The organism is Moorena sp. SIO4A5, assembly GCF_010672005.1.
Taxonomy (GTDB): Bacteria; Cyanobacteriota; Cyanobacteriia; order Cyanobacteriales; family Coleofasciculaceae; genus Moorena.
This window is the reverse complement of record NZ_JAAHHZ010000027.1, coordinates 73,066-93,007: the sequence shown is the minus strand read 5'-3', so window position 1 is coordinate 93,007 and position 19,942 is coordinate 73,066. Positions and strand designations below refer to the sequence as shown.

General features: G+C 44.6%; 21 protein-coding genes. 13 read left to right on the top strand and 8 right to left on the bottom strand.

The annotated features are described in order from the left end of the window. The first annotated feature begins 209 nt into the window (after positions 1 to 209). Entirely contained in the window at positions 210 to 1,175 is a 966-nt protein-coding gene (locus tag F6K57_RS10265) for a glycosyltransferase family 2 protein (RefSeq protein WP_293067120.1), read from the top strand. Positions 1,176 to 1,414: 239 nt separating this feature from the next. Here F6K57_RS10265 and F6K57_RS10260 read toward each other — a convergent pair whose 3' ends face one another. The 3 genes from F6K57_RS10260 to F6K57_RS10250 all read right to left on the bottom strand — a co-directional run bounded on the left by F6K57_RS10260 (position 1,415) and on the right by F6K57_RS10250 (position 4,925). Further along, positions 1,415 to 2,182: a PspA/IM30 family protein gene (locus F6K57_RS10260; protein ID WP_293027643.1), complete on the bottom strand. Its 768-nt coding sequence runs from the start codon at positions 2,180 to 2,182 to the stop codon at positions 1,415 to 1,417. 543 nt (positions 2,183 to 2,725) lie between these two features. After that, a complete protein-coding gene (locus F6K57_RS10255; RefSeq protein ID WP_293067150.1) occupies positions 2,726 to 3,424 on the bottom strand; it encodes a PspA/IM30 family protein in 699 nt (232 codons plus the stop codon). Between the two features lie 79 nt (positions 3,425 to 3,503). Further along, entirely contained in the window at positions 3,504 to 4,925 is a 1,422-nt protein-coding gene (locus tag F6K57_RS10250; protein ID WP_293067116.1) for a hypothetical protein, read from the bottom strand. Positions 4,926 to 5,113: 188 nt separating this feature from the next. Here F6K57_RS10250 and F6K57_RS10245 point away from each other — a divergent pair, with 188 nt between their 5' ends. From F6K57_RS10245 to F6K57_RS10230, 4 genes are all read left to right on the top strand, one after another. Further along, complete coding sequence (locus F6K57_RS10245) at positions 5,114 to 5,734, top strand: DciA family protein (protein ID WP_293067113.1); 621 nt, start codon at positions 5,114 to 5,116, stop codon at positions 5,732 to 5,734. Between the two features lie 49 nt (positions 5,735 to 5,783). Next, entirely contained in the window at positions 5,784 to 5,906 is a 123-nt protein-coding gene (locus F6K57_RS10240; protein ID WP_293067110.1) for a hypothetical protein, read from the top strand. 334 nt (positions 5,907 to 6,240) lie between these two features. Then, the gene (locus F6K57_RS10235) at positions 6,241 to 6,558 is read left to right on the top strand and encodes a hypothetical protein (protein ID WP_293067107.1); all 318 of its coding nucleotides are present in this window, start codon (positions 6,241 to 6,243) and stop codon (positions 6,556 to 6,558) included. A gap of 358 nt (positions 6,559 to 6,916) precedes the next feature. Further along, a complete protein-coding gene (locus F6K57_RS10230; RefSeq protein ID WP_293027632.1) occupies positions 6,917 to 7,066 on the top strand; it encodes a hypothetical protein in 150 nt (49 codons plus the stop codon). 13 nt (positions 7,067 to 7,079) lie between these two features. Here F6K57_RS10230 and menB read toward each other — a convergent pair whose 3' ends face one another. Continuing rightward, positions 7,080 to 7,913 (bottom strand): 1,4-dihydroxy-2-naphthoyl-CoA synthase, encoded by an 834-nt coding sequence (gene menB, locus F6K57_RS10225; RefSeq protein WP_293027652.1) that lies wholly within the window; start codon positions 7,911 to 7,913, stop codon positions 7,080 to 7,082. A 59-nt stretch (positions 7,914 to 7,972) separates the two neighbouring features. Between menB and F6K57_RS10220 the strand changes: the two genes are divergently transcribed. Further along, positions 7,973 to 8,908, top strand: coding sequence for a glycosyltransferase (locus F6K57_RS10220; RefSeq protein ID WP_293067104.1), 936 nt, complete (start codon positions 7,973 to 7,975; stop codon positions 8,906 to 8,908). On the opposite strand, the gene F6K57_RS10215 is transcribed toward F6K57_RS10220, so the two are convergent. From F6K57_RS10215 to bchM, 4 genes are all read right to left on the bottom strand, one after another. Continuing rightward, a complete protein-coding gene (locus tag F6K57_RS10215; RefSeq protein ID WP_293067101.1) occupies positions 8,878 to 9,024 on the bottom strand; it encodes a hypothetical protein in 147 nt (48 codons plus the stop codon). The genes F6K57_RS10220 and F6K57_RS10215 overlap by 31 nt on opposite strands. A gap of 260 nt (positions 9,025 to 9,284) precedes the next feature. Continuing rightward, complete coding sequence (locus F6K57_RS41955) at positions 9,285 to 9,503, bottom strand: DUF423 domain-containing protein (protein WP_364302205.1); 219 nt, start codon at positions 9,501 to 9,503, stop codon at positions 9,285 to 9,287. Positions 9,504 to 9,707: 204 nt separating this feature from the next. Continuing rightward, positions 9,708 to 10,109 (bottom strand): hypothetical protein, encoded by a 402-nt coding sequence (locus tag F6K57_RS10205; protein WP_293067098.1) that lies wholly within the window; start codon positions 10,107 to 10,109, stop codon positions 9,708 to 9,710. 170 nt (positions 10,110 to 10,279) lie between these two features. Next, positions 10,280 to 10,966, bottom strand: coding sequence for a magnesium protoporphyrin IX methyltransferase (bchM, locus tag F6K57_RS10200; RefSeq protein WP_293067096.1), 687 nt, complete (start codon positions 10,964 to 10,966; stop codon positions 10,280 to 10,282). A gap of 68 nt (positions 10,967 to 11,034) precedes the next feature. Here bchM and F6K57_RS10195 point away from each other — a divergent pair, with 68 nt between their 5' ends. The 7 genes from F6K57_RS10195 (at position 11,035) to cobD (ending at position 19,923) form a co-directional block, all read left to right on the top strand. Continuing rightward, on the top strand, positions 11,035 to 12,327 hold the full coding sequence (locus tag F6K57_RS10195; RefSeq protein ID WP_293067094.1) for a folylpolyglutamate synthase/dihydrofolate synthase family protein: 1,293 nt from the start codon (positions 11,035 to 11,037) through the stop codon (positions 12,325 to 12,327). Positions 12,328 to 12,592: 265 nt separating this feature from the next. Continuing rightward, positions 12,593 to 13,696: a type IV pilus assembly protein PilM gene (gene pilM, locus F6K57_RS10190; protein WP_293027649.1), complete on the top strand. Its 1,104-nt coding sequence runs from the start codon at positions 12,593 to 12,595 to the stop codon at positions 13,694 to 13,696. A gap of 4 nt (positions 13,697 to 13,700) precedes the next feature. Beyond that, on the top strand, positions 13,701 to 14,501 hold the full coding sequence (locus F6K57_RS10185) for a PilN domain-containing protein (protein WP_293067091.1): 801 nt from the start codon (positions 13,701 to 13,703) through the stop codon (positions 14,499 to 14,501). Continuing rightward, positions 14,498 to 15,256: a GspMb/PilO family protein gene (locus tag F6K57_RS10180; protein WP_293067088.1), complete on the top strand. Its 759-nt coding sequence runs from the start codon at positions 14,498 to 14,500 to the stop codon at positions 15,254 to 15,256. The genes F6K57_RS10185 and F6K57_RS10180 overlap by 4 nt, the downstream gene beginning before the upstream one ends. A gap of 267 nt (positions 15,257 to 15,523) precedes the next feature. Further along, positions 15,524 to 17,956 carry an AMIN domain-containing protein gene (locus tag F6K57_RS10175; RefSeq protein ID WP_293067085.1) on the top strand — a complete coding sequence of 811 codons (2,433 nt, stop codon included), beginning with the start codon at positions 15,524 to 15,526 and terminating at the stop codon, positions 17,954 to 17,956. A 519-nt stretch (positions 17,957 to 18,475) separates the two neighbouring features. Further along, the gene (locus tag F6K57_RS10170; RefSeq protein ID WP_287251158.1) at positions 18,476 to 18,760 is read left to right on the top strand and encodes an HU family DNA-binding protein; all 285 of its coding nucleotides are present in this window, start codon (positions 18,476 to 18,478) and stop codon (positions 18,758 to 18,760) included. Between the two features lie 26 nt (positions 18,761 to 18,786). Next, the gene (cobD, locus tag F6K57_RS10165) at positions 18,787 to 19,923 is read left to right on the top strand and encodes a threonine-phosphate decarboxylase CobD (RefSeq protein ID WP_293067081.1); all 1,137 of its coding nucleotides are present in this window, start codon (positions 18,787 to 18,789) and stop codon (positions 19,921 to 19,923) included. Positions 19,924 to 19,942 lie beyond the last annotated feature (19 nt).

The window sequence follows — 19,942 nt, the reverse complement described above, 5'->3', positions numbered from 1 at the left end:
GTTAGTTGGTTGAAGGTTGAAGGTTAGTTGGTTGAACGCGATTGCGTGGCCAATAGGCCAAGGTTGAATCAGGTTTTTTAAAGTTTTAACCAACATGAGGAGATAATTGAGCTAAACTTATTAGTTATTAAGCTTGCAGGGGAATTATAGGGTTGGAGCTTTGATAGTTAAAGCTAAGCTAATAGCAGAATTTTCCTCAGGGGTGCCAGATGAAATTCAGCGTTGTCATCACGACTTATAATCGCCTAGATTTACTCAAGCGTGCGATAGAAAGCGCACTTGCTCAGACATTTGCCTGTGAAATTGTTATCGTTGACAACGGTTCGTCTGATGGGACCGAAGGTTATGTCAAAGAGCGCAGCGAAGCCTTAGCACGTGGTGGTGAGCAAAGCTTAGTTTATCACCGAAATGCTTACAATAAAGGTCACGCGGAAGCGGTAAATCAAGGGGTAGAGTTGGCAACTGGTGATTGGATCAAGCTGTTGGATGATGATGACTACTTAGCCAGGAACTGTATTGAAGAAATGGCTGATGCGATCGCATTACATCCGAAAGCAGTGATTTGCTCTTGCCAATCGGCTCAAGTAGATACCTTAGGAGCCGAACTAAGTATAACACGGCGAGTGGGTTCACTGCAAAGGTTATATATTGCCCAAGAAGACATTCATTATGGAATGCTTCTGGAAATGGTACCGTTTGGGACCCCAGTACAAGTCGCTTTCTCCCGTGATGGGTTTCTCAGTTCCGGTGGTTGGGATTCTAGCTTAGATACCAACTTTGATGATATTGATTCCTGGATTAAAATTGCTCAGTTTGGGGATGCTATATTTATCAATAAGTGTTTAGCTTACCGGACGGTTTGGTCTGGTGCTTATAATCAAAAGTTTTCGTTCGGGAAACGTCTGAAGACCCATATTTCCATTAAGGAAAAAATCTATGCACAAATCAGTAATAAATACCAAGGTAAAGTGCCATTACTGTGGGAGCTGGGAGCTTATCTGAGATTACATTGGGGCTTAGTAGCTCTTAAACGAGGTAAGTTGCTCAGTGCCGCTAAGTTATTGTTTCCTGAGTGTTTTTCACCGATTGCTTTCTCACCCATTGCTTGGAAGTTACTGTTACTTAGAAAGACTCTAGGCGGCGAACCCTCATTATACCACAAGTTGCCGGTTTAATGGGGCAACTAACTTAAATCATTGGTCATTGGTCGGAAATTGCCTATTGACCATTAACCATTTTCTTTAACACAAAGTGATTAATTAGTCAACTAAAACTTAAAAATTGGAAATTGGCTAGTAACCAATTAGCTAGTAACCAATTAGCTAATAACCAATTAACAATTACCAATTAACCCTTAAACATTAAAAATTAACAATTTCCCTGAAGCCAAAGTGATTAACCGGATTTGATCTGACTACAGATTATCAATTTGTTTACGAAGGTCTTCCAACTCTTTGTCAACGGGTGAATCTGAGGAAGTAGATTTTTTCTCCTCTGAAGCTGGTAAAGCTTCTTGAGATACAGAACCACCAGCCAACTGAGCTTTCATTGAGGCCAACTCATCATCAACATCATTGCCTTCCAAGAGTCTAAATTGACTTTCCAAGTCAGCACCACCCAGCTCATGGGCAGCTTGAGAACGAGCCTCCATCTCCAAGACTTTCTGTTCCATACGCTCAAACGCTGCTAAGGAGCCACTAGTATTGAGAGACCCCATGGTTTGTTGTAACTTTTCATTAGCCTTAGCCGCCTGAGCTCGTGCTTTGAGCATATTCTTTTTGGTCTTGGCTTCGGAAATTTTGCCTTCGAGAGCAACCAGATTACGCTTAAGAGTATTGACCTGCTCAGTTTGCTGATCCAACTGAGTTTTCAGGGTAGCAGCAGTATCAGCATTGCTCTTCTTACGCACCAGAGCCTCACGAGCTAGGTTTTCATCCCCTTTGGTCAGAGCCAGCTGAGCTCTCTTCTGCCAGTTGTTAGCTTCTGTTTGGTTTTTGTTGTATTGCTGCTCTGTGCGTTTTTGTTCAGCAATTGACCTGGCAACTGCTTGACGCAATTGAACCAGATCCTCTTGCATATCAACAATAGCTTGATCAAGAATCTTTTCTGGATCCTCAGCCTTGCTGACCATATCGTTCAGATTAGCTCTGACCACTCTGCTCAGGCGATCAAATAATCCCATAACACTGTTTATCCTCTAGGAGTGTACATTGTAGGTAAAAAACTGGCTTGCTGGTGCGTAAGCCTAGTTAAGTTGTCTTGAGGGACAAGCAATTGTTGCTGTCGAGTCTCAAGTCTGGTTGGGTAGCTGAAAAATTCGCGGGCTTGACCCATACCCTAGCCATTAAGACAGGGAGCCTTTGATCCAGTGTAAAAACTTCTTGGGAAAAAGTGCTAGACAACAAGCTAAGGTTTGAACTCTCTGGCGGCTGAACCATGGGGGATTTATCGGGATTGCTGTTCGAGGGGTTAAAAACTGGTTTCCACAGGCGCTTATGATATAATAGTGCCATCTTCAGCAGAAAACGTCCTTGTCTTATTCTACCTATTTGCTTTGTGAGTATTCAGAAAGAAGATAGATAAAGGGATGTTTGCCTGTATAGTAACCCCTTGGGTCAAGGCTCTAAGGTGTTTTGATACAACGTTTCCAACCTGCAATTGAGCTGACCACAGGGACACTAATTACTTTTTCCAGCTATTTATCCAATTTTCCCAAATTTTTCGGTTATTCTGCCTGAGTTGAGGGTAATTTGGGAGTTTCGGTTCCTTGAATCAGATTAGCTTTCATGGCGGCTAACTCAGCTTCCACATCATCGTTAGCTTCGAGAGCGGCAAATTTCTGATCCAGTTGATTGCTACCTAACTCAGCCATTGCCTCAGACCGGGCTTCAAGCTCCATTACCTTATCTTCCATCTGCTCAAAAGCACTCAAGGCACTACTGGTACCTACATTACCGAGCATCTCATTAATTTTCATGGATGCCTTAGCTGATTGAGCCCGAGCAATATACAAGTTCTTTTTGGTTTTCGCCTCTGAGATTTTATGTTCTAGGGTACGCAGATCTTCCTTGAGCTTGGACACAATATCAGCTTGCTGGGACAGCTGAGCTTTCATAGTTGTGACGGTCACCTGATCAGATTTCCGCCGTGTCAGGGCATCCCGTGCCAACTGGTCGTCTCCTGCTGACAAGGCTAACTGAGCGCGACGGTACCATTGCTCAGCAGCGGCTTGAGCCTGAGAGGCTTGTCGCTCCGTGCGTTTTTGGGTAGCGATCGCTTGAGCTACAGCCTGCCGCATTTGAATCAAATCCTGCTGCATATCATCGACAGCCTGTTCCAGGATTTTCTCAGGATCTTCAGCTTGGTTAATCAGACTATTAAGGCTAGCGCGAATGATTCTAAACATACGATCTAGTAATCCTATGGCAGCTTTCCATCATGATCAGGGCTTAGGGAATGAAAACTGATGTTATTCAGATTGAACCTGACACTTAACACTTAAGTCAAGGACGATAAATCGAAGCAGAAATTCCCTGTTGCTGGAGTTTTTCTAGCAAACCTTGTGCTTCATGTTCAAATTTGAAGGCTCCCATCTGAATGCGGGTACCTTGAGATAATTTGCGCACATAGGCATCAGGAACAATTGTCCTAGCTTGCTGTAGGGAACGTTTACCATCGTAGTTGATCAGCACATAGTAGAAAGGATCGCGAGCAGGTAAAGAATCCTCTGCCACTGTTCTTAGAGATGCGGCTTGATTTTGGAGTGTTTCAGATATAGCTGGTTGAAGTAATCCCGACTGTACCCGTCTTTCTGGGGGTACTAAAGAGCCTGAAGTTGTTGGTAATGATGACAGGGGAACCTTTGGCAGTGGTTGAACAGAAGGCAAAAGTACTGAAGATAAGGAAGACCCTTTAGGAGGCATCGGTCTATTTACCACCTTAGGAGCTGATTCAACCACCTTAGGTAAAGGGAGATCTTTTGTATAAAAAGGTGTTTGCTGCGGTCTTGGAGTACCTTCTACTTGAGAAAGGGTATGTAAGTTCAAGTCTACAAATTCCTCAGATGCCAAATTAGGACCACCCTGTAGGGGAGAATGGGGAACTGACTCAGTCTGTTGTGGTTGATGTGGTTTAATTTCCTGAGGGGTTTTGGAGATCTTGGGGATGATGAAGCTGATCAGCCGCGACAGATCCAGATTACTTAACACCGATGGATTGGAGAAGATATAGGGTAGGGTAGCGCTTAACAACAGCAAAAGTACCATGAAACCGACATTCAACGGAGTCAACAGTTGGTAGGAAACCTGCTTTTGGTTGTCAAATTCTTCTTCGTCTTCTGCCAGACTCTGTAGTAGTTTTTCTGATGATTCCAGATAATCTTCTGGCTGGGTTTGGTTAGCCCCTAACTTGATCAAACTACCTGAGTCTTCAGGCAATTTTTCAGGAGGGTTAAGTTGCTCGGTAGCCTCTTTCTGAATTGCTAGGCTAGCACTTTCCCCATTATTATGCTGGGATACAACTGGTGGCTGAGTAGGTTTCGGGGACTGTGATGACAGGGAATTTAGGGATTCAGTCTCAACCAATGGCTGTTGTGGTTGTTTGAGAGAAGTTTTCCCTTTGGCAGTTAGGTTTGGCAGTGCAATGGTTGATGGCTGGTTTAGTCGAGGGATGGTCTGGTTTGTCGGTGATGGTGAGGGTTTCTGTTGTACCTCACCGACAGAAATTAACTCTAGGGGTTTACGGACCCGGTTACGACCAAGACCACGGTTAGTCATTACTGGGCGTCCTACTCTTCGACGTCGGTAGCGCGCTAATTCTTCCTCTAGTTGTACATCAAGGCTACTCAGAGCAGCTTGTAAAACTGAGTTGAGGTTGTAGTTACCGGTCGAGCTAGGGGAAGAATTAACTGAGGAGTTTTGGCTCATAGCGGACTCTATCGGTAGTTTGTGCTACAGAACAAGCAACAGGACTTACGCAGCCATTCTATCTTGAGGGTCACCCTACTAACTCTAAGCTAGTTTTTTGCCCAGTGTGGCACAGGCTTCTAGCGTGGCACAGGCTTCGACGCTGTTACCTAAGTCCTGAAGAAATTAATTAATTATAGTAAGGCGATATGCTTAAATCTCTCAATCAGATCTTAGATAGGATTACAAATCAGCCCGAGTGGCAAGGTGTACAACGCTTATCATACCTAATTAAGTGTTGGTCTGAAATAGTAGGAGTGAACATAGCTAATCATACCAGACCCTATGCTATCTCCAGGGATATCTTATATGTGGCTACGTCTAGCTCTGTTTGGGCACAAGAACTAAAATTTCAGCGCCGGATGTTGTTGAAACGGCTTAATGCTCGTTGGTCTGAGCCCCTAGTTGACATCCACTTTTCTCCAGCTCAGTGGCAGAAAACACAAGTTTTGGGCAATGGCTATTCACAATCTGAGACCCCAAGCCATAGACATCCTAGCACCATTTTGCCAATGTCTTCATCACTGGTTTCTGAGCAGTTGGATCACACAGAAAACAGAGAAAGTAGTGAAGCCACTGACAAAACTACTGACAAAACTACTGACAAAACTCAGGTACCCCAAGCAGCGTTTAAACGTTGGGCAAAGATGATGCAGATGCGATCGCAAAATTTCCCACTTTGTCCTCAGTGTCAGTGTCCGACTCCACCAGGAGAACTCCAGCGTTGGGATGTCTGTGGTCTTTGTGCTATTAAGCAATGGCAAATTTAGAGCAAGGTTTTAGTTGGGAGTTGGGAGTTGGGAGGTAGGGAGTTGGGAGTTGGGAGTTGGGAGTTGGGAGTTGGGAGTTGGGAGTATAGGGCATTCCTGTTCCCTCTTGGCTCTTGGCTCTTGGCTGTTGCCTATTCCCAATTCCCTGTTCCGGGATCTGCTGTTCCCTTGATTTTTAGAACACTGAACTGATACTTTTGCATAAGTTAATCCGAATAACTTCAGTATCTAAATACACTTTTGGTGTGTTTTTTTGCTTGATCCCTATGGGGTTTTGGTATAAAACAAGTCAATTCTTTCAGAAGCTATCGGTTTTTGTTACTTTTTGTAAAATAATTTGTATCTATTTGTAACAAAATAATTAAGAAAATATTAAAGCCTCAGTGGTTAAGGATATGGCTATAACCTAGGCTGGTCAACAGCTTGCTATCTATAACAAGCTGAGGTAAGGGGTAGCAGAATTAAATGTGAAGAGGATATAAATTTTTCCGGAAAAAAGAGTTATCATGAAAACATTGAATTTACCTATATCTAGTTGTCGATTCTGTCGGTATTATCAGTCAGAAGGACGCCGAGGGGGTGTGTGTCAACAACTTGGGGTGCCTGTCAGAGCTACCTGGAAAGCTTGTGCTTTTGCTCTGCCTACCTTTTCTTCTTCTTCTTCTTCTTGGGAGAAACTAGAAGAGATTTGGCAAGATGAAGAAATGATGCTCACAGAGGAGCTATCGGTAAAGTGTTCTGAAAACTCCTCTGGGTCAGACATGACCGTTGAAGGTGAGACCATCACCTCTAAGAATTCGTCAACAGACATCATGCTGGTGTAAATTGTTGATGTAAATTCTTCGTTTGATCAGCAAGAGCAGCTTATTAGCAAGATTAGCAGTATCTTACTAGTAACTTCCACCTTAATACAATCAATAATTCAAATAAACAAATTTCACAAAAACCAGTTTAAACCAAATCTTCTAGTTCTAGTAGTTACCTGCTCAAAGGTGTCAGCTTAAAAAGCCAAATAATTTCATAAAAATCGGCACCTGATATTTGCTATTAAAATAGCTTTCGTCGCACTTTGATTCAACATAAGGTGCGTTTTTTGTTGATAATCAAATTTTGCACCAAGTTTAAAATTGTTTAAAATTAATCTGTAAAGGTAGGGAACAGGGAACGGGGAACTTCGGATCAGTGATAAAATTTGACTCTGTCTTGATGCAGCCCCTCCACACTCGTGCTTTGCATCAAGACAGCGGTAATTGTGCCCTACTCCCTAATCCCTACTCCCTACTCCCTACTCCCTACTCCCTACTCCCCAGAAATTTGTACCTCACCAATTGATAACTGCTATTATCTAAGGTAACCAAGGATATTGACGAAAATCTGGTGGACGCTTTTCTAGGAAAGCTTGTTTACCTTCGGCTCCTTCTTCTGTCATGTAATAGAGTAAGGTAGCATTACCAGCTAGCTCTTGTAGACCAGCTTGACCGTCGCAATCGGCGTTAAATGCAGCTTTCAAGCAACGAATGGCAATAGGGCTCTTTGTCAAAATTTCCTTTGCCCACTGTAGCCCTTCCGCTTCCAACTGCTCCACTGGAACTACACAGTTAACTAAACCCATTTCTAGGGCTTGAGATGCGGTGTATTGACGACAAAGAAACCAAATTTCTCGGGCTTTTTTTTGACCAACAATTCGGGCAAGATAGCTAGCGCCAAACCCACCATCAAAACTACCCACTTTCGGGCCAGTTTGACCAAAGATAGCATTATCAGCGGCAATAGTTAGGTCACAAATCAGATGTAGGACATGACCACCACCAATAGCATATCCAGCAACTAGGGCAATCACTACTTTGGGTATGGAACGAATCAGGCGTTGCAAATCCAATACGTTTAAGCGAGGAACGCCATCTTCTCCAATATATCCAGCCTTGCCTCGTACACTTTGGTCACCACCAGCACAAAAGGCGTATTTGCCATCGGTGTGGGGACCAGCACCAGTCAATAGGACAACACCAATACTGTGATCTTCGCGGGCATCACAGAAAGCATCATAAAGTTCAAAGACGGTTTTGGGACGAAAGGCATTGCGTTTGTGGGGACGATTGATGGTAATTTTGGCAATACCGTCGGTTTTATGGTATAGAATGTCTTCGTAAGTTTTGGCAGTTTGCCAGTCAATTTGCATAAAGTTTTCCACGCGATCGCTGTTTAAGTTCACAATGATATCAAATTCATAAGGTTCCCTTGTTTTTAAGCATTGTCATTCCCACTTACAATCGCTTACCGATTCTAAAAAAGTGCCTAATCGCGTTAGAACATCAGCAACTTAGACAAGATAGCCAGATCTGGGATTATGAAGTTGTTTTAGTGGATGATGGCTCAACGGATGGCACTTTAGATTGGTTGGCAGCACACGGGGATCAGTTTCCCCATGTACGCTCATTTGCTCAAAACCATGCTGGACCGGCTGCAGCCCGGAATCTAGGGGTGAAGGAGGCTAAGGGTGAAATAATTATCTTTATTGATAGTGATTTAGTAGTTACTGAGCATTTCCTCCAGTCTCATGCTGATGCTTTGGTACAGACACAGCAGCGTCTGGGATGCGATCGCTTATTCACTTACGGTTGGGTGATCAATACCTGTAATTTCGAGGACCCTACCAGCGAACCCTATAAAATTACCGATTTCTCTGCTGCCTATTTTGCGACGGGGAATCTTGCGATCGCACGAAAATGGCTATTAGAAGCTGGACTCTTTGATACTCGCTTCCAACTCTATGGCTGGGAAGACTTAGAACTAGGTGTCCGACTCAAACAACTGGGCTTAAAACTGATTAAATGTCCCCAAGCTGTAGGTTATCATTGGCATCCTCCCTTTAGCCTCGACCAAATTCCCCGGATGATTGACCGGGAAATTCAACGGGGGCGTATGGGTGTGTTATTCTACCGGAAGCACCCTACCTGGGAAGTCAGGATGATGATTCAGATGACCTGGCTACACCGATTACTCTGGGGGATTCTGTCTTTAGGTGGACGACTCAACGAACGCACCATGGCTCCCTTTTTACAATGGCTAATTGACCGAGGTAAATCCCAGCTAGCCTTAGAAATTGCCCGAATTTTCCTTAACTGGTATAACGTTCAAGGTGTTTATGCTGCTAATCGGGAGATGGAAGGTTGAAGGTTGGAGGTTGAAGGTTGGATGTTGAAGGTTGAAGGTTGGAGGTTGGAGGTTGGAGGTTGAAGGTTGGAGGTTGGAGGTTGGAGGTTGTTCGCGTAGCGTGGCCAATAGGCCAAGGTTAGAAGTTGAAGGTTGTTCGCCTAGCGTGGCCAATAGGCCAAGGTTAGAGGTTGTTCGCCTAGCGTGGCCAATAGGCCAAGGTTAGAGGTTGGAAGTTGTTCGCGTAGCGTGGCCAATAGGCCAAGGTTGACAGTCAACCCTCAAGAAAATAGTTAAGCTGATTTGCATTTAAATTGGTTATTCCCTGTTCCCTATTCCCTGTTCCCTATTCCCTGTTCCCTATTCCCTGTTCCCTGTTCCATAAAATATGTAGTGATTATTGGAAAGAGAAAGCAGCGATCGCTAAACAACCCCATCCTAGGATCAATGCTGCACCACCTAATGGTGCGATCGCTCCTAGCCACTTGATCCCGGTTAAGCTCAGGGCGTACAAACTACCAGAAAAAATTGCAATTCCAGCGATAAAAGCTGAGCCAGCTAAGGTAAGGGGAGTTTGTGCTACTTCTGCGCGGCTCAACAACAAGGCTACCAACATTAGCGCTAGGGAATGGTACATTTGATAGCGGGCACCAGTCTGAAAAATTTCCAATCCTCGTTAGCGCTACGCGCACGCTACGCGAACGGTCAGTTTTTCTTTCAAAGCGTGGCTAGCAAAGGCTCCAGCTACTACTGATAATGCTCCTAAGATTGATGCGATCGCTAAAAAAATCCGAGTCATCAATTTTATTAGTCCTAAATCCTAAAGTGTAAAATTATAAAAGATTCTCCCTTCTTCAGTAACCTCAAAGGTAGCATCATACTCTCTAGCTTTTTGATCGAGATAGTCTTGAGCTACAGCTATAGGAAGTTTGGCTGTCATTGCTAATTTCAATACTGAAATTCTACCATTTTCGTCTTCAATCAAGCTATAAAATGTATACTGAAGGTGTTCGAGGACTTCTTTTTGCTCTTGTCGATACATTCCCCATGCTAACCATACTCCCCAAAAGGTAGCTGGGATACCTACTATCAAACTTCCCAGCGCATCAACTTTATCCTGTGATGTTGCTTCCCTTCGATTTGAAACTACCACAGGTACCGTCAATAATAGAATACCCAAGGTAAGCACTAAGCCAGCAGATAGTTTTTTAAACCGTTTCATTATAATAGCAAACTTTTAACAAAGATGGTTTATTACCATGACCAGACAATTTCGATTAGGTGTAAGCTAAAGGCCTTTGGCAACGCTACTTGAGGTGCTATCAGCTAATCAGCTATCAGGTTTATTTTTAAACTGACCGCTGACGGCTGACCGCTGACTGCTTATTTTTTTTACTTACGAATAGCCTCCAATAAGCGAGAATAGTAAAAGCTAGTGCTAGTCATTTCTTGTCGCTGAATTGAAAACCCATTATTTTCTAAAATAGTAACAATATCTGCTTCTCGATGCTGATAGGCACGAGTGGTTTTACTTGGTCCTGGAAAAAACTCACCAATCTTTTTAAGTGCAGTAAGAAGCAACGTTTTCGGCGCAAAGCTAAGAATTAAACGAGACTCGGCCAAAGAGGCTAAGTGAGTTATCATTTCAGCCGCTTTATCCTGGGGATAATGAATCAAAACATCTAGACAAATTACGGTGTGGTAGCTACCACCTAACCCTTCCAAATCCTTGACCATAAACGAGAGATTGTCACTATTCCCTAAACTCTCCTTTGCCCTTACCTGGGCTTCTTCTACCATTTTGTGAGAAATATCACTCGCAAAAACTATAGCGCTAGATTTTGCGAGTGGAATACTTAGACTCCCAACACCACAGCCAGCATCACAAATCGACAAACTTGACAAATTTCCATCAGCCTCCAGCCAACTGATCACTTTATCCACAGTCTGCTGATGACCAATCCGGATATCTTGCTGTACCCGGTTAACCTCGCCATCACCATAAATCCGCCGCCAACGGTCAAAACCAGTGGCATTAAAATAATCCTTAACAATCGCCTTATCATTAACTGTATTCATATTTAATAACAAAAACTCTCCTGAGCTTGGTGTCTTTCCCGTATTTACGGTTCATCAAAAATCATCCCATGGATATTGACGACCTTCTCCAATCCTTTAAATACTTTGGCGTTGAGCTTGGCTTAGAACGCATACAGCAACTTCTATCGCGCTTAGGTAACCCCCACCAGAAGTTTCCAATCATTCACGTGGCTGGAACTAATGGTAAAGGCTCAGTTTGTGCCTACCTGTCTTCTATACTCACCAAAGCTGGCTACCGAGTCGGACGTTATACTTCTCCTCACCTGGTGGATTGGACAGAACGGATTTGCCTTAACCAAGAACCCATCTCCACCCATACCCTAGGCACAATTTTGGAGCAAGTTATCGCAGCAATTCCAAAAAACTGTTCCGATCCACCAACCCTATTTGAAGTGACTACTGCTGCTGCTTGGTTGTATTTTGCTCAGCAGCAGGTGGATGTGGCTGTAATAGAAGTGGGATTGGGAGGACGGCTGGATGCCACGAATGTATGCGATCGCGTTTTGGTTAGTATTATCACATCCCTGAGTTGGGAACATTGGCAGCGCCTTGGGCCGACCTTGGCTGATATTGCCAAGGAAAAGGCTGGAATCCTAAAGCCTGGGTGTCCTGCGGTCATTGGTCCCCTCCCGCATGAAGCTAGGGCAGTGGTTGAATCAAGGGTGAATCAGTTGGGATGTCCAGTGGTGTGGGTAGACTCGGCAGTGGAGTTGCCAGAGGGTAAGACCCCAAGCACCGGAAAGCATCTCAGATGGGTGGAGTATGGGGGGGTCAGCTATAGTTTGCCCTTGTTGGGGGAGGTGCAGTTGGTTAATTCCGCGATTGCGATCGCAACGGTACAAGTTCTGCAACAGCAGGGTTGGGAGATTCCAGAAGATGCGATCGCATTGGGGATGGCCAAAACCACTTGGCTGGGACGTTTGCAGTGGACTAGCTGGGAGAATCACCATTTACTGATTGATGGAGCCCATAATCAAGCCTCTGCTCAGGCGTTGAGACAATATGTTGATACCCTAGGTAAATCCGTCAACTGGGTAATGGGTATACTCTCAACCAAAGATCATGCTGGTATTTTTAATGCCTTGCTCAGACCAGGGGATCGATTATCTCTAGTGCCAGTACCTGACCATAGTTCAGCTGAGCTAGACTACTTGGCTACTCTCGCGCAACAAATTTGTCCAACCTTAGCCGATTGTGCTACTTATCCAGAGTTAGTGACAGGACTCCGTGCTATTTTTAACAAAGCCGAAGCTGACGAGAGGATTACTGTCCTTTGTGGCTCTCTGTACCTAGTTGGTCACTTTTTGCGAACACAAGCTTTTGTTGGAGGTAATGGGTAATGGGTAATGGCTAATGGCTACAATAATCAATTTCACGATTAATCAAAAAATTGTCATGATTGTGAGATAGATTGGGTACCATAAATAGCACCCTAATGTTGATTTCCATGACCCTGGGTTATACAAAAATTTCCCTGAATTCCCCATCTACCTAACTCAGATAGGGTACCTAAATCAATTGTGAAAATTTTTGAGCCCAAGTTTCCTACTCCCTACTCCCTACTCCCTACTCCCTACTCCCTACTCCCTACTCCCTTTGCTAGATATGGTTAACCGTTTGAAAAATTTATTTTCCCGGCGCAAGCAAGGTGTTGGTATAGAATTAGCCCCAGAACGAATTCATATTGCTCAATTGCAGCGGCAAGGTCAGAGCCTCAAAGCTACCACCCTATATGCTCATGAGGTTCCAGAAGGAATCTGGGAAGGAGGACAGATTGTTGATTCCCCTGGTTTAGCGGAACTGATTCGAGAAGCCCTACAGGAGAGTCAAGTCAAAGTGGAGCGGGTTGCTACTGCTTTACCAATGCGGGAAGCAGTAATCCGGATTATTCCCATTCCTGCTGAGCTAGATGATAACGAGCTCCGGGATATGGTACTCAACCATGAAGCTGGCTTATATTTGCCCTATCCCCGGGAAGAAGTGGATTTGGATTATCAGAAACTGGGCTTCTTCGTGGATGAAGATGGAATCGAAAAGGTACAAGTCCTGCTGGTGGCTACTCGTAAGGAAATCACCGATAGCTATCTCGATACCTTTGAGCAGGTAGGGTTACAAGTAGATGTACTCGAAATTAATAGCTTTGCCCTGATTCGGACTATCCGAGAACAACTGCGTCAATTTCCTTCCCAAGAGGCAGCCGTTCTGGTAGATCTTGAATTTGATAGTACTGAAATTGCGATAATTGTAGATGGTGTACCGCAGTTTTCCCGTACTGTTCCCATTGGTACCTACCAACTTCAGAGCGCTTTATCACGGGCGATGAATTTACCAGCCTCTAGAAATACCGAACTCCTCCAGGGGATGACTATTCCCAGTACCCCAGTTGATGGCATTCGCACCGGCTCGACCGGGGTAAATCCAGGGATGGTGGCTCTGATCCAAGTCTTGGGAGAAATTGCCGATGAACTAAGGCGCTCTATCGATTTTTACCTCAATCAGATGGACAATCTAGAAGTAGCCCAACTCCTACTAGCTGGTCCTGGGGGTGGTATCGGACAACTTGATGAATTTTTTACCCAACGGTTAAGCTTGCCTACGATTCAGGTGGATCCCGTGGCGGCTCTTTCCCTAGAAGTGGAGAAAGATATTCCGATGGTGCAACGACCGAGCTTAGGAACTGTGCTTGGATTAGGATTACGAGAGGTATAACACTATGTATAGTCTTGATATTAATTTTTTAAAAGACCGAAATCCTGAGGAGATCAAGTCTGTTCAGGAGGTCGGCGGTAGACAAGGGATGGCTCTAGGGGAAATGACCCCTCTACTGATTGGAGCTGCAGTGGGTCTAATCCTACCTGGATTGGTGGGAGGCTTTTGGGTAGTTCTCCAACATCAAAACGCCCGCTTGAAAGAAGAAATTGCTGATGTTGACAAGAAACTGGCAGCCTTGGGGGCGCAAAAGCAACGAATTAGTAAGCTAAACAAGGAACTCAAGCTGGTAAACGACGAAACTAATGCTCTTGCCAGTGTCTTTAATCAAATTAAGCCTTGGTCAGCAATGTTACAGGACATTCGTGAGCGCACTCCCCCCGGAGTCCAAATTAAAGACATCGAGCAACAGCAAGTCACTGACAAAAATACTTCTAAGGATGAGTCTAGCGCTAACTCACGACCTAAAATCGAGCTGGATATTTCCGGTACAGCTCGAACCTTTGATGATGTGAATTACTTTTTGCTGACCCTACAGAATTCTTCCTTTTTCGAGAAAAATGACACTCAACTGCTCAAAGCTCAGTTAGTCAATAATCCCACCAAATTAGAAATTCCTGAGAGTCAAAAAGAATTAGTAACTCAGGTCAAATATACCCTGCCTAAAGTCGTAGAATATACTATTAAAACTCAACTGAGTGATATCCCCGCTTCTGAACTCTTAAAAGAGTTAGACCGTAAAGGAGCAGTAGGATTAGTGACTCGGATTAGAAACCTTCAATCCCAAGGAGTGATTCAACAATGACCTATGCTACTGATGACGACTTTATGAGTGTTGAAGGTCAGGAGGAAGATCCTGAGTATCCTACTGCCTTCGGCATTACCTTTACTCCCCAAGTTTCTGGGATTACCTTTGCTATTCTTGGTCTGGCAGCTGCTTTCTATCTAGCGATGAACCTGATGTTACCGGCTTGGCAGGAGTATCAGACTTTAAAAAATGATTTATCAACCAAGCAAAATGACCTCCAAAATCCCGAAGTACTCCAGAAAAAAATTAAAGAGAAAGAGGAGGAACTCAAGCAAGCTAAACAGCAAAACCGCCGGGTATTGAGTCAGTTTTCCACAGAAAAAAGTATGGATACCTTATTGCTTGATCTCAATACCTTTGTTAAGAATACTAGAGGCACTTTGCTTAAATATGAACCAGATTCCGAGGGAATCAATATAGTTAATGATGGCTCTTTAGGAACCCTAGTTGATGGCAAATTAAAACGGAGAACCGTCAATGTGGAAATTGAGGGTAGCTTCCAACAAGTCCAGTCAATTATGCGCAGCTTTGAGCGGCTACAAGCGATGTTGCTGATCAAAGACCTAGAAGCTCAAATCAGTGAACCGCAAACACTAGTGCTACAGCAAGGTAGAGTAGTTCCTGGTCCTCAACCTAAGCTTAAAACTAGCTTAACCCTGGAAGCTCTTATGCCTGCTAGAGATTTGGATAAGGAGGAAGAAGAAAAAGCTGAGGAAAAGGATGGTAAGAACAAGTCAGGTAAGAAGAAATAATCCTAAGTTCCTTTAGTCTTGCTATATTATTGCTATCAATTTAATGATGGGGAGATGGCAAGATGGGGAAATTAAGCGGTAGCCAAGTTGCTGGAAATTGGGATAACCTACTGTTTTATGGAGCTGAGATAGTTATTGTTGTTCTTGTTTGTTGAGTGTTTAGTGTTTTCTCTTTGACGTCTCAACGGTCAATCGTCAATAGTAAACTGTCAATAGCCCTTAATATGACATAATTTCTGTGATTTGAGTCAGGAGATTTAATCAACCGTGAGACAGATTCAAGTATGTGGTGGAGTGGTCGCGGCTACAGCAGTGGCTTTATGGGCAACACAGCCTGTAGTAGCAGCAAGCCAAGTTAGTGCCATACGGTTCAACCAGCAAGGGAGTGAACTGGAACTTAAACTTGAGACAAAAGGGGGTAATGAGCCTCCACAGATTTTTGCTGTCAACCAAGGCAATGTCTTGGTAGCTGATCTGGTTAATACCCAGCTGAGTTTGCCCCAAGGGACTAACTTCCGTAAGACAAACCCCCTACCCAATATTAGTGCCGTTGCGGTAAGGGAACTGGATGACAACCGGGTCAGGGTGACGATTCGAGGCACTGACAAACTCCCCATTAGTTCACTGATCCAAAGGGATGCCCAGGGAATTACCTTAGGCATTGACACCACTACTGAGAATCAGGGGATAGTATCTATCCAAGACTCATCGGTGATGAAGCTGGCTCAAGTTCCTAATAGAGGAACTAATGCTGAAACGGAACAGATGGAGAAACCAGCGGAACTTTCGGAACCAGAACCAGAGCCAGAGGCTAACCCCTCAGAAACTCCTGAACCTCCAGAAATAGTCGCTCCTGAGCCAGATGTGCTGGTACCTGAGCCAGAAATTATTATTGATGGGATACCGGCAGCTCCAGCTAATGCGGTGCAACCAATTGCGCCAGCGCCCCCCTTCTTACCTAGAGCAGTAGCACCACCAGTGGGGGATATTGCTGTTTCCAATATTAATGCTGCTGCTAGCACTATAGATCTCGGCACAGCAACTCTAGTGCCTCGTTTAGTATTACGAGAAGCACCGATTCGAGAAGTGTTGTCTCTGTTAGCTCGTTCTGCTGGACTCAATCTGGCCTTTGCTGAGTCAGATGAAGACTCCGGTGCAGCACAGTTCACCATTTCTATTGATTTAGAAAACGAACCGGTTCAAGATGCTTTCAACTATATTCTCCAGCTGTCTGGTCTTCAGGCTAACCGTCGGGGAAGCACAATTTTTGTTGGGGCAAAACTCCCTCAAGCGGCTCGTAATCTAATTAGTCGTACTCTACGGCTCAATCAAGCCAGTGTCCAAGGGGCTGCTACTTTCCTAGCCACTCAGGGAGCAGAAGTGCAACAGGTAGTAATCGAGACGGAAGAAATCATCGATCCTGAAACCCAACGAGTGGTGCGACAAATCGAACGACCCCCAGAAATTCGAGCAATTACCAGTGAGCAGGAAGACGGTAGCCAAGGGGCACTGTTGCTGAGGGGATTAGCAGTATCTACGGATGACCGACTTAATTCCATATCTCTGGTGGGTGAGCCCAGGCAAATTGAAATTGCAACCTCTTTACTCAAACAGTTGGATGCTCGTCGCCGTCAAGTGGCGGTAAATGTCAAGATTATCGATGTTAACCTGGCTGGAACGGATGCCTATAATGCCAGTTTCTCCTTTGGGATTAATGATACCTTTGTAGTCAGTGATGGCGGAGCCGCAGCAGTTAATTTCGGTAGGGTTAATCCCCCCAGTAGAAACACTGTGGTTGATAGTCAGATTCCTACTGTTACCGAATTTCAATTCTCCGACCCAGAGGGAGATGGTGATATATTCCTAGAGAGACAAAATGCTCCCTTTGATAACCTAATTGAGGGTTTCAATGAAAGCGCTGGTACTCCAGCCGTCTTTGCACGTCCTGGCTTTGGTCGAAATAATAATCCATTCCAGCCAGGTTTGGCGGAGGTGGATGTTCAAGATGATGGAGTTGATTTCGGGTTTGCGCTTCCTTCTCTATTTGAGTTCCCTGATAAGTTTTTATTAACATTGCAGGCTCAGATTACCAGCAACAACGCCAAGATTCTGACCGACCCAACTCTAGTCATCCAAGAAGGGCAGGAAGCTAGTGTCCGGTTGGTTCAGGAAGTACTGACCAGTGTGAGGACAGATATAGACACAGACGGTGGTGCTACCACTAGAACCATCACCCCGGTTATTGAAGAGGCTGGTTTAGTGCTAACGGTCAATGTTGAGAGAATTGACGACAATGGTTTTATCACCTTATCTACAGCTCCGTCGATCACAGCCCCCTCCGGAACTCAAGATTTTAACAGTGATAATGCACAAAACACCATCACATTCCTCAGTCGCCGAGAACTCAGCTCTGGACTAGTTCGTCTGCGGGATGGTCAGACGTTAATTCTATCTGGCATTATTCAGGACACTGACCGCACAACGGTATCGAAGGTGCCAATTTTGGGTGATATTCCCTTACTTGGTGCTCTGTTCAGAAGCACCGATAAGCAGAATCAGCGTACTGAAGTGATTATCCTGGTGACCCCTCAAATTATGGATGACACAGACCGCAATGGTGGGTATGGTTACAGCTACACTCCTGGACGGGATGCCCGTCAAATGTTAAACCGGGGAGGGTTTCAGTCTCCAGGTAACTAAGGGGAAATCAAGGTAAAGTTCAGCTAAAAGTGCCTTAACACTTCCGGTTTGACAGCTCCCGCCTACTTTAGTGGTGGGAGTAGTTACGTTTTGAGACTTTTACGTGTTGAATTAATTTTATTGAGTTGGTTTGGTTGATTTTTGATAAACAGAAATTATAACTTAATATAATGGTCATTGTCAATACCTAAAAAGGGCTCTCAACAATGCTTATCCATGCTTATCCATAGCAGACCTACCAAGCACGCCTAGAGCGGGGGGCTTACCGTAAAATAATTAGTTATATATAATTAACAATCAAAGATCATAAAAAATTATGATTGTCTATTCCCTAAGGAATAAATTTAGGGGAGCATTTTGGGACAAAATTCTGAAATCTATATAAATTAAAGCATTCAACGATCCATATCGGCATTGCAAACATTAGAATAATGCAGTGAAACCTTGAAGCTGCGAGTGTTGCAGCGATTTTTTTGTTGAAAACCCTGGTTGGATGATCTGAAAAACAAGGAGATTTGAATGAATAAGGGTGAATTAGTTGATAAAGTGGCGGAAAGAGCTACTGTAACCAAAAAACAAGCGGATGCAGTACTAACGGCTACGATAGAAACGATTATGGAAGCAGTGTCTGAGGGTGATAAAGTCACCTTAGTGGGCTTTGGTTCCTTTGAATCCCGGGAGCGTAAGGCTCGTGAGGGCCGCAATCCCAAAACCGGTGAAAAGATGGAAATTCCGGCAACTAAGGTTCCAGCCTTTTCTGCTGGTAAGGTCTTTAAAGAGAGAGTTGCACCACCGAAGGAGTAATCGCTGATTCACTCAGAAACTTGTCCTTGAAACGACCAAGTCACGGGGGAAATTTAGCCTGGGCAGCAGCACGGGCTAACTGTCCTCCTTCCTTAATTCTTGATTTTTCTGCCAGCATCAATCCTCTTGGTCCCCCTAAAAGTGCGATCGCAGCGATTGAGTCTGGGCTAGATAACCTGGTAGCTTATCCTGACCCCAATTACGCTGAACTGCGGCAGTGTTTGACGCAACTGCATCCAACCCTGACCCCAGACTGGATTCTTCCAGGTAATGGCTCAGCGGAATTATTAACTTGGGCTTGTCGCGAGCTATCAGAACTAGATCAGACCTTGATCATTACTCCAGCATTTAGGGACTACCAACGGGGACTGAAGGCATTTGGAGCAAGAATTAGGGAGTGCCCCCTGATGAGGGAACTCTCGACACCTAGTCAGAGATGGGGAGATAGGGAGATGGGCCGGGAGATTGATTCTTTCATCCCTTTACTCCCTGACTCCCTTACTTCCTTACTCCCACAAGAGGGGACTCGAAAGGGTTTGCTGCTGAATACCCCCCACAATCCCACAGGTCAATTGTTTACCTCAGAAGCAATTGAGCCTTATCTGAAGCAATTTGCTTTGGTGGTTGTGGATGAAGCTTTTATGGATTTCCTGCCTCCTGACCAGGAGCAAAGCCTGATTCCTTTAATTGGGGATTATCCAAACTTGGTAATTTTGCGATCGCTTACCAAGTTTTACAGTCTTCCTGGACTCAGACTCGGTTATTGCATCGCCCACCCTGAGCGACTTCAACGTTGGCAGCAGTGGCGGGACCCTTGGCCAATCAATACCTTAGCAGCGGCAGCGGCAGCGGCAGTGGTTCAGGATAGAGCATTTCAACAGCAAACCTGGGATTGGCTAGCACCAGCGCGTAAGCAACTGTTTCAGGGACTGGCTAAGTTACCTGGTCTTCAACCTTACCCCAGTGCAGCTAACTTCTTGCTAGTACACTCTCAAAAATCCACTTCACAGATCCAAGCACAACTACTCCAACACCATCGGATTTTGATCAGAGATTGCCTAAGCTTCCCGGAATTAAGCGATCGCTTTTTCCGGGTCGCTGTACGTACACAGGCAGATAACCAACGCTTACTAACAGCTTTAGACGCTATCTTGATAAGTTGAAGGTTAGAAGGTTAGAAGG

What these genes read in the sequence shown, in the direction of transcription:
- F6K57_RS10265 (WP_293067120.1), top strand. Translation starts at nt 210, where the DNA reads ATGAAATTCAGCGTTGTCATCACGACTTATAATCGCCTAGATTTACTC.
- F6K57_RS10195 (WP_293067094.1), top strand. Translation starts at nt 11,035, where the DNA reads ATGGATATTGACGACCTTCTCCAATCCTTTAAATACTTTGGCGTTGAG.
- F6K57_RS10205 (WP_293067098.1), bottom strand. Translation starts at nt 10,109, where the DNA reads ATGAAACGGTTTAAAAAACTATCTGCTGGCTTAGTGCTTACCTTGGGT.
- F6K57_RS10245 (WP_293067113.1), top strand. Translation starts at nt 5,114, where the DNA reads ATGCTTAAATCTCTCAATCAGATCTTAGATAGGATTACAAATCAGCCC.
- F6K57_RS10235 (WP_293067107.1), top strand. Translation starts at nt 6,241, where the DNA reads ATGAAAACATTGAATTTACCTATATCTAGTTGTCGATTCTGTCGGTAT.
- F6K57_RS10180 (WP_293067088.1), top strand. Translation starts at nt 14,498, where the DNA reads ATGACCTATGCTACTGATGACGACTTTATGAGTGTTGAAGGTCAGGAG.
- pilM (WP_293027649.1), top strand. Translation starts at nt 12,593, where the DNA reads ATGGTTAACCGTTTGAAAAATTTATTTTCCCGGCGCAAGCAAGGTGTT.
- bchM (WP_293067096.1), bottom strand. Translation starts at nt 10,966, where the DNA reads ATGAATACAGTTAATGATAAGGCGATTGTTAAGGATTATTTTAATGCC.
- menB (WP_293027652.1), bottom strand. Translation starts at nt 7,913, where the DNA reads ATGCAAATTGACTGGCAAACTGCCAAAACTTACGAAGACATTCTATAC.
- F6K57_RS10185 (WP_293067091.1), top strand. Translation starts at nt 13,701, where the DNA reads ATGTATAGTCTTGATATTAATTTTTTAAAAGACCGAAATCCTGAGGAG.
- F6K57_RS10250 (WP_293067116.1), bottom strand. Translation starts at nt 4,925, where the DNA reads ATGAGCCAAAACTCCTCAGTTAATTCTTCCCCTAGCTCGACCGGTAAC.
- F6K57_RS10170 (WP_287251158.1), top strand. Translation starts at nt 18,476, where the DNA reads ATGAATAAGGGTGAATTAGTTGATAAAGTGGCGGAAAGAGCTACTGTA.
- F6K57_RS41955 (WP_364302205.1), bottom strand. Translation starts at nt 9,503, where the DNA reads ATGTTGGTAGCCTTGTTGTTGAGCCGCGCAGAAGTAGCACAAACTCCC.
- F6K57_RS10260 (WP_293027643.1), bottom strand. Translation starts at nt 2,182, where the DNA reads ATGGGATTATTTGATCGCCTGAGCAGAGTGGTCAGAGCTAATCTGAAC.